Source organism: Halomonas ventosae (genome assembly GCF_004361885.1).
GTDB classification, from domain to species: Bacteria; Pseudomonadota; Gammaproteobacteria; order Pseudomonadales; family Halomonadaceae; genus Halomonas; species Halomonas ventosae_C.
This window is the reverse complement of the sequence record NZ_SNWH01000018.1, coordinates 1-15,832: the sequence shown is the minus strand read 5'-3', so window position 1 is coordinate 15,832 and position 15,832 is coordinate 1. Positions and strand designations below refer to the sequence as shown.

The 15,832-nt window shown below is 64.7% G+C and carries 15 protein-coding genes; 7 read left to right on the top strand and 8 right to left on the bottom strand.

Going from position 1 to position 15,832, the window contains the following annotated elements:
* Positions 1-47: 47 nt before the first annotated feature.
* The 6 genes from DFO68_RS12190 to gloB form a co-directional block, all read right to left on the bottom strand.
* Positions 48-1,646 (bottom strand): ABC transporter ATP-binding protein, encoded by a 1,599-nt coding sequence (locus DFO68_RS12190; RefSeq protein WP_133483915.1) that lies wholly within the window; start codon positions 1,644-1,646, stop codon positions 48-50.
* On the bottom strand, positions 1,639-2,736 hold the full coding sequence (locus tag DFO68_RS12185) for an ABC transporter permease (protein WP_133483914.1): 1,098 nt from the start codon (positions 2,734-2,736) through the stop codon (positions 1,639-1,641). The genes DFO68_RS12190 and DFO68_RS12185 overlap by 8 nt, the downstream gene beginning before the upstream one ends.
* A gap of 4 nt (positions 2,737-2,740) precedes the next feature.
* On the bottom strand, positions 2,741-3,817 hold the full coding sequence (locus DFO68_RS12180; RefSeq protein WP_133483913.1) for a microcin C ABC transporter permease YejB: 1,077 nt from the start codon (positions 3,815-3,817) through the stop codon (positions 2,741-2,743).
* A gap of 59 nt (positions 3,818-3,876) precedes the next feature.
* A complete protein-coding gene (locus DFO68_RS12175) occupies positions 3,877-5,691 on the bottom strand; it encodes an extracellular solute-binding protein (protein WP_133483912.1) in 1,815 nt (604 codons plus the stop codon).
* 63 nt (positions 5,692-5,754) lie between these two features.
* On the bottom strand, positions 5,755-6,915 hold the full coding sequence (locus DFO68_RS12170; RefSeq protein WP_347813128.1) for a transglycosylase SLT domain-containing protein: 1,161 nt from the start codon (positions 6,913-6,915) through the stop codon (positions 5,755-5,757).
* An 85-nt stretch (positions 6,916-7,000) separates the two neighbouring features.
* On the bottom strand, positions 7,001-7,768 hold the full coding sequence (gene gloB / locus DFO68_RS12165; protein WP_133483910.1) for a hydroxyacylglutathione hydrolase: 768 nt from the start codon (positions 7,766-7,768) through the stop codon (positions 7,001-7,003).
* 97 nt (positions 7,769-7,865) lie between these two features.
* On the opposite strand from gloB, the gene DFO68_RS12160 reads away from it, so the two are divergent.
* From DFO68_RS12160 to nudC, 4 genes are read left to right on the top strand one after another with little or no spacing between them, the layout of a single operon-like run.
* Positions 7,866-8,639, top strand: coding sequence for a class I SAM-dependent methyltransferase (locus DFO68_RS12160; RefSeq protein ID WP_133483909.1), 774 nt, complete (start codon positions 7,866-7,868; stop codon positions 8,637-8,639).
* Positions 8,632-9,102: a ribonuclease HI gene (gene rnhA, locus DFO68_RS12155; protein ID WP_133483908.1), complete on the top strand. Its 471-nt coding sequence runs from the start codon at positions 8,632-8,634 to the stop codon at positions 9,100-9,102. The genes DFO68_RS12160 and rnhA overlap by 8 nt, the downstream gene beginning before the upstream one ends.
* Positions 9,103-9,137: 35 nt before the next feature.
* On the top strand, positions 9,138-9,899 hold the full coding sequence (dnaQ, locus tag DFO68_RS12150; RefSeq protein ID WP_133483907.1) for a DNA polymerase III subunit epsilon: 762 nt from the start codon (positions 9,138-9,140) through the stop codon (positions 9,897-9,899).
* A complete protein-coding gene (nudC, locus tag DFO68_RS12145; RefSeq protein ID WP_133483906.1) occupies positions 9,899-10,672 on the top strand; it encodes an NAD(+) diphosphatase in 774 nt (257 codons plus the stop codon). The genes dnaQ and nudC overlap by 1 nt, the downstream gene beginning before the upstream one ends.
* Before the next feature lie 37 nt (positions 10,673-10,709).
* On the opposite strand, the gene DFO68_RS12140 is transcribed toward nudC, so the two are convergent.
* Positions 10,710-11,036, bottom strand: coding sequence for an SCP2 sterol-binding domain-containing protein (locus DFO68_RS12140; protein ID WP_133483905.1), 327 nt, complete (start codon positions 11,034-11,036; stop codon positions 10,710-10,712).
* A gap of 132 nt (positions 11,037-11,168) precedes the next feature.
* On the opposite strand from DFO68_RS12140, the gene sohB reads away from it, so the two are divergent.
* Complete coding sequence (sohB, locus tag DFO68_RS12135; protein ID WP_133483904.1) at positions 11,169-12,209, top strand: protease SohB; 1,041 nt, start codon at positions 11,169-11,171, stop codon at positions 12,207-12,209.
* A 9-nt stretch (positions 12,210-12,218) separates the two neighbouring features.
* Here sohB and DFO68_RS12130 read toward each other — a convergent pair whose 3' ends face one another.
* Entirely contained in the window at positions 12,219-12,548 is a 330-nt protein-coding gene (locus tag DFO68_RS12130; protein ID WP_133483903.1) for an ArsR/SmtB family transcription factor, read from the bottom strand.
* A gap of 346 nt (positions 12,549-12,894) precedes the next feature.
* Here DFO68_RS12130 and DFO68_RS12125 point away from each other — a divergent pair, with 346 nt between their 5' ends.
* Positions 12,895-14,805, top strand: coding sequence for a propionyl-CoA synthetase (locus tag DFO68_RS12125; protein ID WP_133483902.1), 1,911 nt, complete (start codon positions 12,895-12,897; stop codon positions 14,803-14,805).
* Positions 14,806-14,992: 187 nt separating this feature from the next.
* Positions 14,993-15,676 (top strand): 7-cyano-7-deazaguanine/7-aminomethyl-7-deazaguanine transporter, encoded by a 684-nt coding sequence (locus DFO68_RS12120; RefSeq protein WP_133483901.1) that lies wholly within the window; start codon positions 14,993-14,995, stop codon positions 15,674-15,676.
* The last annotated feature ends 156 nt before the right edge of the window (positions 15,677-15,832 follow it).

The following is a 15,832-nucleotide window of genomic DNA, read 5'->3' as shown; positions in this document are numbered from 1 at the left end:
AGAAAATTGACATTACCAAGAGGCAGGAGGTGGGTTCGGTGATCGACTCACTCGCGCGGGGCAAGCCCCGCGGCTTCCACTAGGGCTCGGGTATAGTCGCTGGCGGGATTCTCAAGAACCTGAAGACAGTCGCCCTGTTCCATGACCTCGCCGTCCTTGAGCACCAGCACCCGGTGGGCCATGGCCCGCACCACCGCCAGGTCATGGCTGATGAACAGGTAGCTGAGGTGGCGCCGCGCCTGGAGGTCGCGCAGCAGCTCGACAAGCTGCTTCTGGACGCTGCGGTCGAGCGCCGAGGTGGGCTCGTCGAGGACCACCAGGCGTGGTTCGAGGATGATCGCCCGGGCCACGGCGATGCGCTGGCGCTGGCCGCCGGAGAACTCGTGGGGGTAGCGGGAGGCGCACTCCTCGGGCAGGCCCACCTCGCGCAGGGTGGCCCGCACGCGGCGGTCGACCTCGGCGGTGGTGAGTTCCGGTTGATGGAAGCGCAGCCCCTCGCTGACGATATCGAAGACCGGCAGGCGCGGCGAGAGCGAGCCATAGGGGTCCTGAAACACCACCTGCAGGCTGTGCCGTTGGCGTCGCAGGGCATTGCCGGTCAGCTGGTCGAGGCGGGTACCATCGAAGTCGATCTCGCCGCTGCCCTGACCCAGTCGCAGCAGGGCGAGGGCGAGGGTGGTCTTGCCCGAACCTGACTCGCCGACGATACCCAGGGTCTCGCCGGGGGCGACATGCAGGTCCAGCGGCTTGACCGCCTCGAACGGCGGCGGGCGTCGGGCGAACAGGCGTGTCGGACGCGGGAAGCTGACCCCGACGCCGCGGGCGCTGAGCAGCGGGGCGAGCCGGCCGATGGGAACCGGGCGTCCCGTGGGTTCGGCCGCGAGCAACTGCCGGGTGTAGTCGCTGCGGGGGTGGCTGAATACCTCGGCCACCGGGCCGCTCTCCTGCTCACATCCACCGTGCATCACGCAGATGCGATCGGCGTGGCGGCGCACCAGGTTGAGGTCGTGGGTAATGAACAGCATGCCCATGCCCTGGGCATCGCGCAGTTCGGCGAGCAGGGCGAGGATTTCCTGCTGCACGGTGACATCCAGCGCGGTGGTGGGTTCGTCGGCGATCAGCAGCTCGGGGCCGTTGGCAATGGCCATGGCGATCATCACCCGCTGACGCTGGCCACCGGAGATCTGGTGCGGCCAGGCATCCAGCAGTTCGTCCGCACGGGGCAGCCTGACCTGTTCCAGCAGCTCTCGGGTGCGCGCCCGGGCGGCTTTCCCGGTCAACCCCTGGTGCAGGCGCAGGGTCTCGCCGATCTGCTTGCCGATAGGGTGCAGCGGGTTCAGTGAGGTCATGGGCTCCTGAAAGACGAAACCCACCCGGCTGCCGCGCAGCCCCCGCCAGCCGCGCTCGGAAAGGCGGGCGAGGTCGGTCTCGCCCAGCCGGCGTCCGCCTTCGAGCCGGGCATTGGGGGGCAGCAGGTTCATAGTACCCAGTGCCGAGACCGACTTGCCGGAACCCGATTCGCCGACCAGGGCCAGGGTCTCGCCACGCTGGACGGTGAGTGATAGACGCTGGACCACGGTGACATCGTCGAAGGCGATGGTCAGCTCGCTCAGCTGCAACAGAGGGGCGGTTATTGGCTCAGGCATCGGGGCCGCTCCTCGGCGATGGGTCGGCTGCCAGGGGAGCAGCGGCGGTGGCATGCTGGATATGGCGGGGGTCGAAGGCATCGCGCAGACCCTCGCCGATGAACACCAGCAGCGAGAGCATCAGCGACAGGGTGACGAAGGCGGTGATGCCAAGCCAGGGCGCCTGCAGGTTGTTCTTGCCCTGGGCGACCAGCTCGCCCAGCGAGGGCGAGCCCGGGGGCAGGCCGAAGCCCAGGAAGTCCAGGGCGGTCAGGGTGGTGATGGCCCCGGTGAACAGGAAGGGGATGAAGGTCAGGGTCGCCACCATGGCATTGGGCAGCACGTGGCGCCACATGATGAGGTGCGAGGGCAGCCCCATGGCCCGGGCGGCGCGCACGTACTCGAGGTTGCGGGCGCGCAGGAACTCGGCACGCACCACATCAACCAGCCCCAGCCAGGAGAAAAGCAGCATGATGCCCATCAGCCACCAGAGGTTGGGTTCCACCAGGCTGGCCAGGATGATCAGCAGGAACAGCATCGGCAGCCCCGACCAGATCTCGGTGAAGCGCTGGCCGATCAGATCGACCTTGCCTCCGAAATAACCCTGGATGCCGCCGGCCAGCACCCCCAGTACCAGGGACCCGGTGGTGAGCACCAGCGCGAAGATCACCGAGAGCCGGAAGCCGTAGATCACCCGCGCCAGGACGTCGCGGCCCTGGTCGTCGGTGCCCAGCCAGTGCCGCAGCGAGGGTGGTGAGGGGGCTGGATGCATCAGGTTCTTGTCCAGGGTCTGGTAGGAGAAGGGGATCGGTGGCCAGAGCATCCAGCCGTTGGCCAGGATCTCGTCGCGTACGAAAGGGTCATGGTAGTCGGCGGGGCTGGGCAGAAAGCCCCCGAATTCGGTGTCGGGGTAGTCCACCAGCACCGGGACGTACCACTCTCCCTGGTACTGCATGATCAGGGGGCGGTCGTTGGCGATCAGCTCGGCTCCCAGGCTGAGCACGAAGAGGATCGCAAACAGCCACAGCGAGAGTCGGGCCCGGCGGTTGTCGCGGAACACCGCCAGGCGGCGGCGCGTGATGGGAGAGAGCTTGCGCGAGAGCAGTGACATCGGCTCAGGACTCCCGTGTCTCGAAGTCGATGCGCGGGTCCACCCACACATAGGTCAGGTCTGAGATCAGCTTCAGGATTAGCCCGATCAGGGTATACAGGTAGAGGGTGCCGAAGATCACCGGATAGTCGCGCTGCATCACTGCCTCGAAGCCGAGCAGGCCCAGCCCGTTGAGCGAGAAGATCACCTCGATCAGCAGCGAGCCGGTGAAGAAAATGCCGACCAGCGCGGCCGGCAGGCCGGCGATGATGATCAGCATGGCGTTGCGAAAAACGTGGCCGTAGAGCACCCGACGGTCGCTGGCGCCCTTGGCGCGCGCGGTGAGCACGTACTGCTTATGCACTTCGTCGAGAAAACTGTTCTTGGTCAGCATGGTCAGGGTCGCGAAGCTGCCGATCGACGAGGCGATCACCGGCAGGGTGATATGCCAGAGATAGTCCTTGACCTTGCCCCAGGCCGAAAGCTCACTGTAATCCGACGAGGTGAGGCCGCGCAGCGGGAACAGATCCCAGTAGCTGCCACCGGCGAACAGCACGATGAGTAGGATAGCGAACAGGAAGCCGGGAATGGCATAGCCGACGATCACCAGGCCCGAACTCCAGACGTCAAAGCGCGAGCCGTGGCTCAGCGCCTTGCGAATGCCCAGCGGGATCGACACCAGATAGACCACCAGGGTGGTCCACAGCCCCAGCGAGATCGACACAGGCAGTCGCTCGAGCATCAGTGTGGTGACCTTCTCGCCGCGGAAGAAGCTTTCGCCAAAATCGAAGGTGGCGTAGTCGGCAATCATCCCTATGAAGCGCTCATAAGCGGGCTGGTCGAAGCCAAACTGCGTCTCCAGCTTGGCGATGAAGGCGGGCGGGATGCCACGGGCGCCGCGCGACTCGCCGCTGCCCGAGGCGACGTCTCCGCCACCTCCCTCCATGCGGGTACTCGCCTGGCTGGAGAGGCCCTGGAAGCGTGCCAGCACCTGGTCGATCGGGCCGCCGGGAGCCGCCTGGACGATGATGAAATTGAGCAGCATGATCCCCAGCAGGGTGGGAATCATCAGTAGCAGGCGGCGCAGTACATAGCGGGCCACGGCGTATCCTTACTCCACGGATGAAGGCAACCCGGCGGATAGGGTCCCGATCATGCTCCTTAGCGATTGCGTTGGCGAGCCTCGATCTCGGCGCCACGCTCGGGGTCCACCCACCAGGCGCTCAGATCCAGGTTGTACGCGGGGAAGGGCTCCTGCCAGCCGAACTTGTCCCACAGGGCGATGCGTGTCTTCCCGAGGTGCCACTGAGGAATGACATAGAAGCCCCAGCGCAGCACCCGATCCAGCGCTCTGGCGGCCGTGTCCAGCGCCTCTCGCGAGTCGGCGGCGATCAGGGCATCGACGAGATCATCGATCGCCGGGTCGCTGAGCCCGATCAGGTTGCGGCTCTGCGGCACCTCGGCGTACTCGCTGGTCCAGAAGTCGCGCTGCTCGTTGCCAGGATTGACCGACTGGGGGAAGCTGCCGACGATGATGTCGAAGTCAAAGCTGCGCAGCCGGTTGAGATACTGGTTGATGTCGACGATACGAATATCGCCCTCGATCCCGAGCTTGGCCAGGTTCTGGAGCAGCGGTTGCACGACCCGTTCGAACTGGGTGTCGAAGAGCAGTACCTCGATTCTCAGTGGCGCCCCGGAATCGAGATGGGTCATGACGCCATCGCGCACCACGTATCCGGCCTCGTTGAGCAGCGCCAACGCCTTGGCAAGCCGAGGGCGCATCGCCTCGGGTTGCGTGATCGGCAGGGGTTGCTTAAAGACCCGTTCGGGCAAGGCCTCGCGGTGGGGCTCGAGGAGGGCCAGTTCGGCCTCACTCGGCAAGCCCTCGGCGGCCATCTCGGAGTTGGCGAAGTAGCTCCGGGTGCGCTGGTAGGCACCATAGAAGAGGTTGCGGTTGAGCCATTCGAAGTCGAAGGCCAGGTTGAGGGCCTCGCGAACCCGTACGTCCTGAAACTTGTCGCGGCGCAGGTTCATCACATAGGCCTGCATGCCGGCGGGCTGGCCGTCGGGGACCTCGAGGCGCTTGACGAACCCTGCTTCCAGTGCCGGGAAGTCGTAGGCGGTCGCCCAGTTGCGGGCACTGGTCTCGATGCGCATGTCGAGATTGCCGGCCTTGAAGGCCTCGAGGGCGACCGTTTGGTCGCGGTAGTAGTCGTAGACAAGACGCTGGATGTTGTGGCGGCCGCGGTTGACCGGCAGATCCTGCCCCCAGTAGTCCTCGACCCGCTCGTAGACGATACGGCGTCCAGGCTCGACCAGGGCGATGCGGTAGGGGCCGGAGCCGAGCAGCGCATCGCGGGTGGTGGCTTCGAAGTCCCGATCCTGCCAGAAGTGGGCGGGCAGGATCGGCAATTGACCGATGATCAGCGGCAACTCTCGCGATTCGCTGTCGGCGAGGTCGAAGCGCACGGTATCCTCGTCCACGGCGCGAACTCCCGCGACGTCCGCATAGTAGGCACTATAGAAGGGCTGACCCTGCTCCGTCAGGGTCGCGAAGCTGAACACCACGTCCTCGGCGGTGACCGGCTGGCCATCGTGGAAGCGGGCGTCGGGATCAAGGTCAAACTCAATCCACTGCCGATCCGGATCCAGCCGCACGCCTTCAGCAAGCAGGCCATACATCGAGAAGGGTTCGTCGGGATTCTGGGCTAGCAGGGTATCGTAGATCTCGGTCAGGCCGGTGGCCGGTGTCCCGCGGACGATGAAGGGGTTGGTGGAGTCGAAGCTGCCGATGGCCGAGCGCACCAGGCTGCCGCCCACCGGAGCGTCGGGATTGGCATACGGGAAGTGCGTGAAATCCGCCGGCAGGGCCGGCTCGCCATAGAGGGACAGGCCATGCACGGTGGCCACGTCGGCGGCAAGCGCCGGCCCACCGAGCAGAGTTCCCAGCAGCAGGCCAAGGGCAGCGTGTCGCATCAATCAGGTTCCTTATAAACAGATAGCTGAGATAGCCGCCGGTGGGGCCGCAGGCCGCGGTCATCATCTACCGGAAAGTGTCAGCTGTTGTCCCGGTTGTAAAGCATCGAGTCGCTCGATGTCGTTCCAGCGTGCCAGGTCACGCATCGCCACGGCATGGCGTGAGGCAATCGCCGAGAGGTTGTCTCCCCGCTGGACCACATAGATCTCGTCGCTACCGGCCGGTGGCTGGTTCGGCCCTTCGCTGGTCATTCGAGCCATCAGGCGTTCGGCGCTGTCGGCGGGGACCAGCAGCCGTCTGACGTGGCGGGGATCGGCCCGGTTGCCCAGCAGGCCAGGATTGAGGTCGGCCAGGGCCGCGGGCGAGACCCCCGCCAGGCGGGCCGCCTCGTCGAGGTTGATGGGGCGGATCACCGGGATGGCGGCAACGGCTGGCGTGGCCTCGATGTCCGGCAGGTCGACATCGTAGCGCTGTGGCTCGGCGATGATTGCCGAGATGGCGATCAGCTTGGGAACATAGTCCATGGCCTGACCCGGCAAGGTGAGATCCCAGTAATGACCAGACCCGCCCTCAGCGAGCACCGCGCTTCGGGCATGGTTCACGGTGCCGGCACCGGCATTGTAGGCCGCCAGGGAGAGTTCGATGTCGCCCTCGTACCACTGCTCGGCCTGCATCTCGATATAATCCAGGGCGGCACGCGTGGAGCGTGCCACGTCCAGACGACCATCGTAGCCACCGCCGCGGTGAAGCCCCAGAGCATACGCGGTGCCGGGCATGAACTGCCAAAGGCCGGCTGCCCCGCGATGGCTGCGGGCGGAGGGATCAAAGGAGCTCTCGATGAAGGGGATCAGGGCGACCTCGCCAGGCAGGCCGCGCTCCTCTACCCGCTCGGTGATCCAGGCCAGCCAGGGCCTGGCGCGCTCGGTGATCTCGACGATGTTGTGCGGGCTCTGGCGATAGTGATCGATCCACGCCTGGACGCGCGGACGATCGGCATCCGATTGCCACTGGAAGGCCTCGGCAAGCTGCGACCAGGCGTCTGCCGGCTCGAGAGCTAGGGCATTCCAGAAGGTCCGACTCGCGGGGAGTGAGGACGCATGACTGGCCGAATCGTCCTGGAGGCCGTGCTGGGGGGGCGGTGAGGCGTGGCTGTCGCCGGTGGCCATCAATGACCCCATCAGTGCGAGACAGCTGGTGAAGCCCAGGATCTGTTGGCGTGTCATGTGGTAGATCATCGTGAAGTGATCTCCTGCTCAGGCGTGAGCCTGCCGTCTCGGGCAGGCCTGGTGTCATCGGTCAATGGCGAGTTCAGAAATCATCCTTCCAGGCGCGCAGCGTGGTGAAGGTCGCCAGTTCGCTGCCAGTGTCACCATGCGCCGAGGCGGTCTGACGCACGCCGTCCGAGGCACAGCGCAGGAAAGGATTGATGCGACGTTCGCGGTCCAGCGTGGTAGGCAGGGTGGGGCGGTCGAGCTCGCGGGCGCGCTGGCACTCTGCCTCGGCCTCTGCGATATCGGGATTATCCGGGTCGGCGGCGCGGGCGAACGCCAGGTTGGCCAGGGTGTACTCGTGGGCGGCGAATACCAGGGTATCCGCCGGCAGGGCGTCGAGACGTCCGAGTGATTCATGCATCTGCTCCGGCGTGCCTTCGAAGAGCCGGCCGCAGCCGGCACTGAACAGCACATCGCCGCTGAACAGCAAAGGAGGAATGCCTGGCGTAAAGAAGCCGATATGGTCCAGAGTGTGGCCGGGTAGGGCGAGTACCTCGAAGAGTCTGCCCATCACCCTGACCTTGTCGCCATCGCCGACCCGCTCGTCGATGCCATGGATCTCGGGATTGTCCGGGCCGATCACTCGCGGCGAATAGCGCTTGATCAGCTCCGCCAGCCCACCGGTATGGTCGTGGTGGTGGTGTGTGATCAATACCGTGTCGAGTTCCAGTCTCTCGCGCTCTAGCCAGTCGATCACCGGCGTTGCATCGCCGGGGTCCACCACGCAGACTGCCTGGCTCGTATCCTGGCGCAGCAGCCAGATATAGTTGTCGCTAAAGGCGGGTATTGGGGTCACGCTCAACATGGGCTCAGCATCCTTGTACATAGACATTGCCAGACGTTGCCGCGATTCGTTGCGATATGGGTTACAAAACTAGTGACAGTGGAGAGGAAACGGCACCATGTCAAATTCGCGGGACCCCTATGCCCTGGCTCGGCTGGTCGGCGCGGGGCGCCATTACTGGGCGTCACCGGCTGGCCAGTCGCTGTGGCGGGCCGAGCGCGCCTGCCTGGGGCCGGTCTGCGAGCGCCTTGTCGGCCGACACAGCCTGGAGCTGGGCATGGCCCCGGTGCTCAGCGATATCTGCTCGATTCGCCATGCCCTGGCGTGGTCGCCGAATCGCGAGATGGCGGATCACGACTCGACCCTGGTGTGCCCGCCGGATGCCCTGCCTCTTCCAGATGATAGCCTGAGCCTGGTGGTGGTCCACCACCTGCTGGAGGTGATCGCCGAACCTCACCACATGCTGCAGGAGGCGGCGCGTGTTACCGCCGACACCGGCCGCTTGATCATCTTCGGCTGGAACCCGCTGAGCGCCGGCGGCCTGTCGCGCCTCTGGCCGGGCAGACGACGCCGCATGCCTTGGCGAGGCCACTGGCGCTCGCCCGCACGGCTCGGCGACTGGCTAGCGTTTGTCGATTTCGAGATCGAGCGGGTAGACTATTGCGGTTTTCATCTGCCCTGCCGTCTGCCGCGCAATAGTGTGCTGGAGACCCTGGGGCGGCGCCACAACCTGCCGCTGGGTGACAGCTACATGATCCACGCCCGCCGCCGGGCGCAACTGGCCCAGTCTCAGCCTTCGCGCTTCGCGCCGGCTCGCCCCCTGGCCGGGCCGGCAATGGGCAGTGCGAGGCGCGTCGGGCCACAACCGGAAAGGAACCGCAAGGGTGACTGACAGACGCCGCGTTGAGCCCCTCCCGACAGTGACCATCTATACCGACGGGGCCTGCCGTGGTAATCCCGGCCCCGGCGGATGGGGCGCTCTGCTGGTCAGCGGCCGCCACGAGAAGGCGCTCAAGGGCTTCGAGGCGGTGACCACCAACAACCGCATGGAGCTGATGGCGGCGATCATGTCGCTGCGCGAGCTCAAACGCCCTTGTCGGGTCGAGCTGTGGACCGATTCCGAGTACCTGCGCAAGGGGATCACCGAGTGGATCCACAACTGGATCAAGCGTGGCTGGAAGACCGCCGCCCGCCAGCCGGTCAAGAACGCCGAGCTGTGGCGCGAGCTTCACGAGGAGACCCAGCGCCACCAGATCGAATGGCACTGGATCAAGGGGCACAGTGGCCATGCCGGCAACGAGCGGGCCGATGCGCTGGCCAACGACGCCATCGACGCGCACCGCGCCCGTGCCTGACCACCCACCTTCCTGAGAGCCGACGAGAGAGACGCATGCGTCAGATCATCCTGGATACCGAGACCACCGGCATCGATCCGCGTGATGGCCACCGCCTGATCGAGATCGGGGCAGTGGAGATGATCAACCGCCGCCTCACCGGCAACCGCTATCATCAGTACATCAACCCCGAGCGGGAGATCGAGGCCGGGGCAGTGAGCATGCATGGCATCACCAATGAGCGTGTCGCCGAGGAGCCGCGCTTCGCCGAGATCGCCGATGCCTTTTGGGCCTTCATCAAGGGAGCCGAACTGGTGATTCACAACGCCCCCTTCGATGTGGGCTTCATCGACCATGAGTTTGGCATGCTCAATGCCCGGCGCGGCGAGCCTCGCCTCGGTCCGGTGGCCGAACATTGCCGGATTCTCGATACCTTGGCTCTGGCCCGCAATAAGCATCCCGGTCAGCGCAACAGCCTGGACGCGCTATGCAAGCGCTACGAGATCGACAATGGTCATCGCGTGCTGCACGGCGCGCTGCTCGACGCCGAGATCCTCGCCGACGTCTACCTGGCGATGACCGGAGGCCAGACCCTGCTCTCCCTGGATCCCTCGGCGACCTCGCAAGCGCGTGATGGTGAGCCGCAGGGGCTAGCCATTCGACGGCTCAGCCTCTCGCCGGGGCAGTTGCGGGTGGTACTCCCTGACGAAGCCGAACTGACGGCCCACCGGGCCAAACTGGCGCGCATCCGCGATGCCGCTGGTGAGTGTCGCTGGGATGCACATCCCGACCTTCCGAGTGGAGAGGGGGCTTTTTGATGCTGCGACGGGAACTGCCCAGCGAGGAGACGGCCGGACGGGTCATTCGCCTGGCGGAGGGACGCATTGCCCCCGGCATTGACGAAAGCCCGCTGCAGCCCTTCCAGCCCTGGCATGAATGGATGCAGCCGCTGTGCTGGTGGTATGACGAGCCGGTGGCGCTCTCGGTGGAGCAGACGCCGGGAGAGGACTGGCTCGATGCTCGGACTTGGCTGGCTTGCCTGCCGGAATCCTGGTTCCCGCTGCTCTCCACCGCGCTGGAGGTGGCGGCCTGGCTCGACAACCATCGCTTTTGTGGGCGCTGCGGGGCACCGGCGAAGCGACTCGACAGCGAGTTTGCCATGCATTGCGAGCGCTGCGGCCACCGCAACTATCCGCGCATCTCGCCCTGTATCATTACCTTGGTGACCCATGGCGAGGCGCTGCTGCTGGCCCGTAGCCCGCGTTTCCCCGCCGGGCGCTATTCGACCCTGGCCGGATTCATCGAACCCGGCGAGTCGGCCGAGGAGGCCGTGCGACGGGAGATCTTCGAAGAGGTAGGGCTCAGCGTGGGGCGCATCAGCTACTATAAGAGCCAGGCCTGGCCCTTCCCTCACTCGTTGATGCTGGGCTTTTTCGCTGAGGCGGCCAGCCGTCGGATTCACATCGACGGCGTCGAGATTGCCGATGCCGCCTGGTTCAGCCCCAGGCGTCTGCCCCAGCTGCCGCCGCTGTATTCGATCTCCCGGGCGCTGATCGAGACCCACCTCAGGGAGGTCGATCCTCGCGGCTAGCAAGTGCGCCGTCGGGGTCCCACGCGAGGGCACGGCCTCAGCGTTCGGAATCTTTGTAGTCTGCAAACAGGCGAGTCAGCCGCGTGGCCAGCATCACATTGCCGGTGGCCTTGAGCCGGCCGGTCATGAAGGCATTCATGCCGTTGATTTCGCCGCTCAACACCCCCTTAAGGGTCGCGCTGCTCATATTCAGGCTGACCGATGGTTTGTCGTGCTCACCCTCGTGGATCTCCAGCCGGCCGTCGTCCACGACTAGGTAATGGTCGTCGGCATCGGTGAAGTGGAACTGGAAGACTTCATACATGCCGCTGGCGGCAAGAGGGTCGAAACGGCGTCGAAGCTTGTCGATGAGGGCATCTGACATGGGAATCCTTGGGTGAGCCGGACATCCAGCGTCGCAGCGTAGGGGAATCAGGAGCGTGCTTCAAGCACCCGGGGTCGGCAGGTCCAACCTGGGGCTAGCCTGGCGATAACCAGTGACATCAAGGAGAAGGCAGTGAACGAGTGGCTGACGGAATTCGGCATGTTCGTAGCGCAGTTGTTGACCTTTGTGGTGGTTCTCGTCCTGGCAGTGGCGATGATACGGCGCCTTCGAGGTGAGACGGGAGAGCGCAGCCGCCTGCGGCTCGAGGAGCTCAACGGCATACGTCGCCATCGTCGCCGACGCATGCAGCTGGCCGCCAGCCAGCCTGGGGCTCGCAAGCGCCTGGTCAAGGCCTTCCGTCGCGATGACAAGGAGCAGGGCCGTTGCGGCCGCAAGGGTGAAGGCGAGGCGTTGTCGACAGTCTGGGTGCTCGATTTCCATGGCGACATCAAGGCCAGTGGCACCGGGCAGCTCGCCGAGGAAGTCTCGGCCGTGCTGGCGGTAGCCGGCGAGGGGGACGAGGTGATGCTACGCCTGGAGTCGGCTGGCGGCCTGGTGCATGGCTACGGCCTGGCGGCCGCCGAGCTGGATCGCTTGCGCGCGGCGGGTCTCGCCACCACGGTGTGTGTCGACAAGGTCGCGGCCAGCGGCGGTTACCTGATGGCTTGCGCCGCCGATCAGCTGCGCGCCGCGCCCTTTGCGGTGATCGGCTCCATTGGCGTGGTTGCCCAGCTGCCCAACCTGCATCGTCTGCTCAAGCGTCATGACATCGACGTGGAGCTGCTCACGGCGGGGCGCTACAAGCGAACGCTTACTGTCTTCGGCGAGAACACCGAAGAGGGCCGCGAGAAGTTTCGTGAGGACCTAGAGACCACCCACGAGCTCTTCAAACGCCATGTGGCCGAGCGGCGGCCGGGGCTCGACATCGAGGCGGTGGCCACCGGAGAGATCTGGTATGGCAGCGATGCCCTAGACAAGGGCCTGGTGGATGCCGTGGGGACCAGCGAGGCCTATCTGGTCGAGCGCATGCAGCAGGCGCGAGTAATCAGCCTCAAGCTGGAGCAGAAGCACACGCTCGGCGAGCGTCTCGGCATGACGGTGTCGCGGGGTGTGGAGAGGGGCATCGAGCGCGGGCTCGAGATGCTCGATGCTGGACGCTGGCAGAAGCGCTGACCGGAGCTGTCAGGGCCTGCCTTCCAGCTCCAGGCTGCCGAGAGCCTCGATGAGGGTTCGCGCTCGCTCACCATGCAGCGAGTAGTAGATGGTCTGGGACTCCCGCCGGGTGCTTACCAGGTTCTCGCGACGCAGGATGGCCAGGTGCTGGGATAATGCCGACTGACTGAGCGAGAGGCGCTGGTTGAGCTCGGTCACCGAGAGTTCGTTGCCGTCGAGCAGGCAGAGTATGCGCAACCGGTTGTCATTGGCCATCGCCTTGAGTAGGGCGCTGGCCTCGTCGATGACGGCTGCACCGCCAGCCAGGAGACGCGCTGAAGCATCGCGGGTATTGACCATGATATCTCTCCTGCAGAGCAGGCCCGGCAAGCGGGTGCCGCTGGCCTGCGCTATTGAATGCATTGACATGCGACCATCGCTCGCAGATGGCATCTGTTGTTCATGCACATCCTGATTCAGCGTATCCTCAACTATAGCTCAGCTTGGCGTCAGTCGCCGAATCTGCTCAGGGGCATGGCGTTCGCAATACCAACCTTCAGTAGCATCAATCTGCGACTATTGTCGACAACAGCAGGCGAAAGTCTTACACTTTTGTCGATGATTAGCCAATAGTATGAGGTTGTAGCGGAAAGATTGCTCTAGAGTGTCAACAATCAAGCTCCCTTCGATTGCTGACAGGATGCAGATGAGCATGTACCAAGACGAATTTCGCCGTTCTATTGATCACCCTGAGGCGTTCTGGGCCGAGCAGGCCAGGCGCATTCCCTGGTTCACTCCGCCTACCACCATTCTCGAATACGACGAGAAAGATCATGCGCGCTGGTTCGTGGATGGCGAGCTCAACATCTGCTATGCCGCTCTCGATCATCATATCGAGCAGGGGCGCGGCGATCAGCCAGCTATTTTTTGGGATTCCCCGGTTACTGACAGCAAGCGGACCCTGACCTTCACCGAGATGCGCGACCAGGTGGCGCGTTTCGCCGGCGCGCTGCGCGAGCTGGGCGTGGAAAAGGGCGACCGGGTGGTGATCTACATGCCCATGGTGCCCGAGGCACTGATCGCCATGTACGCCTGCGCGCGCCTGGGGGCCGTACACTCGGTGGTGTTCGGTGGCTTTGCTCCCCATGAGCTGGCTGTGCGCATCGAGGACGCCGAACCCAAGGTAGTGGTGGCCGCCTCCTGCGGTGTCGAAGTCGACCGGGTGCTGCCCTACAAACCGATCATCGACGAGGCCATCGAGCAGAGTGCCCATAAGCCCGATGCCTGCGTGGTGTTCCAGCGTGACCAGCACCGCGCTGAGCTGGGAGCAATCGACCATGACTGGGCGGCCCTGGCCGAGCAGGCCGAGCCGGCCGACTGCGTGCCGGTCAAGGGCAGCGATCCGCTGTATATCCTCTATACCTCCGGCACCACCGGCAAGCCTAAGGGGGTGGTGCGGGATACCGGCGGCTATGCCGTGGCACTGAGCTACTCCATGGATACCATCTACGATGTCGACCCTGGAGACGTCTTCTTTTCGGCCGCCGACGTGGGCTGGGCGGTCGGTCATTCCTATATCGTCTATGCCCCCCTGCTGCGCGGCTGCACCACCGTGGTTTATGAGGGCAAGCCGGTGAAGACCCCCGATGCCGGGGCCTTCTGGCGGCTGATCAGCGAGTACCGGGTCAAGAGTTTCTTTACTGCGCCCACCGCCTTCCGCGCTATAAAGAAGGAAGACCCGGACGCCAAGCTGATGGCTCAGTATGACCTCTCCTGCCTCAAGGCGTTGTTCCTGGCCGGCGAGCGATTAGATCCGCCCACCTTCTACTGGCTCGATGACCTGATGGATGTGCCGGTGATCGATCACTGGTGGCAGACCGAGACCGGTTGGCCGATCGCTGCCAACCTTCAGGGGTTGGAGCCGATGCCTACCAAGGCGGGGAGCGCGACGGTGCCGGTACCCGGCTTCAACGTCCAGGTGCTGGATCGCGAGGGTGAACCGCTCGGCCCCATGGAACAGGGCAGCGTGGTGATCAAGCAACCCATGCCGCCTGGCTGTCTGGCCGGTGTGTGGCGGGATCCGCAGCGTTTCCACAGCGCCTACATGGCAGCCTTCCCCGGCTACTACCTAACCGGTGACGGTGGCTACTTCGACGAGGATGGCTACCTGTTCATCATGGGGCGCATCGACGATGTCATCAACATTGCCGGCCATCGCTTCTCCACCGGCGAGATGGAGGAGGTTGTCGGCGACCATCCCGCCGTCGCGGAATGCGCGGTGATCGGCGTTCACGATGCTCTCAAGGGGCAACTGCCGGTGGGGCTGGTGATTCCCAAGGACGGCTTCGATGGCGACGAGGTGGCTCTCGAGCAGGAGTTGATCGACCTGGTGCGCGACAAGATCGGTCCCATCGCCTGCTTCAAGCAGGTGCTGGTGGTCGACCGCCTGCCCAAGACCCGTTCCGGGAAGATCCTGCGCAAGCTGCTGCGCAACATCGCTGATGGCAAGGAGTTCGGTGTGCCCTCGACCATCGACGATCCGGCAAGCCTGAAAGACGTCCATGAGGCCATGAAGGAGCGCTCGGTGGGGGCCGCCCACGAGGCCCGTCAGTGCTGAGACCCCACACCGATACCGCCGACCTCGCGTCAGGACGCCGCCGCCCACCTTGTGACGGCGGCGTCCTTCGCCAAGCCGCACCATGGCCAGCCAATGGGTCAGGCCGTATAATGCCTGGCCTGTTCGCCTGCGGGCGGTTTTCGTGCCATGAGGGTTCCCTCACCCCTCTCCCAAAAAGGATGCCGTGATGTTCGTGCTTTCCAAGACCCAGTATCGTCGCTGTCTGGCACTGCTGGTCGCCTTCCATATCCTGGTCATCGCTGCCAGCAATTACCTCGTCCAGCTGCCCTTCACCCTGTTCGGGCTGCAGACCACCTGGGGTGCCTTCAGCTTCCCCTTCATCTTCCTGGCCACCGACCTCACCGTGCGACTCTTCGGCAAGCAACCGGCGCGTGCCATCGTGCTGCGAGTGATGCTGCCAGCACTGGTGATCTCCTATGTCGTCTCGGTGGTCTTCCCGCGCGGTGGTTTCGCCGGACTCGGCGGGCTGGGCGAATGGAACCTCTTCGTCGCCCGGATCGCGCTGGCAAGCTTCTTGGCCTATGTGCTGGGGCAGTTGCTGGACGTGCAGGTTTTCGATCGCCTGCGCGCCCTGAAGGCCTGGTGGGTGGCACCGGCCGTCTCCACGTTGCTCGGCAACCTCGCCGATACCTTTGCCTTCTTCTCTATCGCCTTCTACGAGAGCCCCGACCCTTTCATGGCGGCCAACTGGCCGGAGATTGCCTGGGTAGACTACCTGATCAAGCTCGGTCTCAGCCTGGCGTTCTTCCTGCCCCTCTATGGCGTGCTGCTAGCCTGGCTCAGCCGGCGGCTGGTGGCGGTGACAGATCGCCTCGAGCTGATGCCCGGCGAGGCGCGTGCGTCTTGTTGAATCCCTGCAGCCTAGTACTACAGCCGTAACTAATGCTGTGATCGTTCATGCGTTGCCATCCGGGCTTGCTGCTGACGACAGTGGCACTGCCAAGCCCGGTACTGGTGTTTTCGTCGCCAGTCCGACCAATGAAGCACATGGGACAAGGCCTGATGT

Coding starts and splice junctions, on each gene's coding strand:
- DFO68_RS12190 (WP_133483915.1), bottom strand. CDS start 1,646: ATGCCTGAGCCAATAACCGCCCCTCTGTTGCAGCTGAGCGAGCTGACC.
- DFO68_RS12185 (WP_133483914.1), bottom strand. CDS start 2,736: ATGTCACTGCTCTCGCGCAAGCTCTCTCCCATCACGCGCCGCCGCCTG.
- DFO68_RS12175 (WP_133483912.1), bottom strand. CDS start 5,691: ATGCGACACGCTGCCCTTGGCCTGCTGCTGGGAACTCTGCTCGGTGGG.
- DFO68_RS12170 (WP_347813128.1), bottom strand. CDS start 6,915: ATGACACGCCAACAGATCCTGGGCTTCACCAGCTGTCTCGCACTGATG.
- gloB (WP_133483910.1), bottom strand. CDS start 7,768: ATGTTGAGCGTGACCCCAATACCCGCCTTTAGCGACAACTATATCTGG.
- DFO68_RS12160 (WP_133483909.1), top strand. CDS start 7,866: ATGTCAAATTCGCGGGACCCCTATGCCCTGGCTCGGCTGGTCGGCGCG.
- dnaQ (WP_133483907.1), top strand. CDS start 9,138: ATGCGTCAGATCATCCTGGATACCGAGACCACCGGCATCGATCCGCGT.
- nudC (WP_133483906.1), top strand. CDS start 9,899: ATGCTGCGACGGGAACTGCCCAGCGAGGAGACGGCCGGACGGGTCATT.
- DFO68_RS12140 (WP_133483905.1), bottom strand. CDS start 11,036: ATGTCAGATGCCCTCATCGACAAGCTTCGACGCCGTTTCGACCCTCTT.
- DFO68_RS12130 (WP_133483903.1), bottom strand. CDS start 12,548: ATGGTCAATACCCGCGATGCTTCAGCGCGTCTCCTGGCTGGCGGTGCA.
- DFO68_RS12125 (WP_133483902.1), top strand. CDS start 12,895: ATGAGCATGTACCAAGACGAATTTCGCCGTTCTATTGATCACCCTGAG.
- DFO68_RS12120 (WP_133483901.1), top strand. CDS start 14,993: ATGTTCGTGCTTTCCAAGACCCAGTATCGTCGCTGTCTGGCACTGCTG.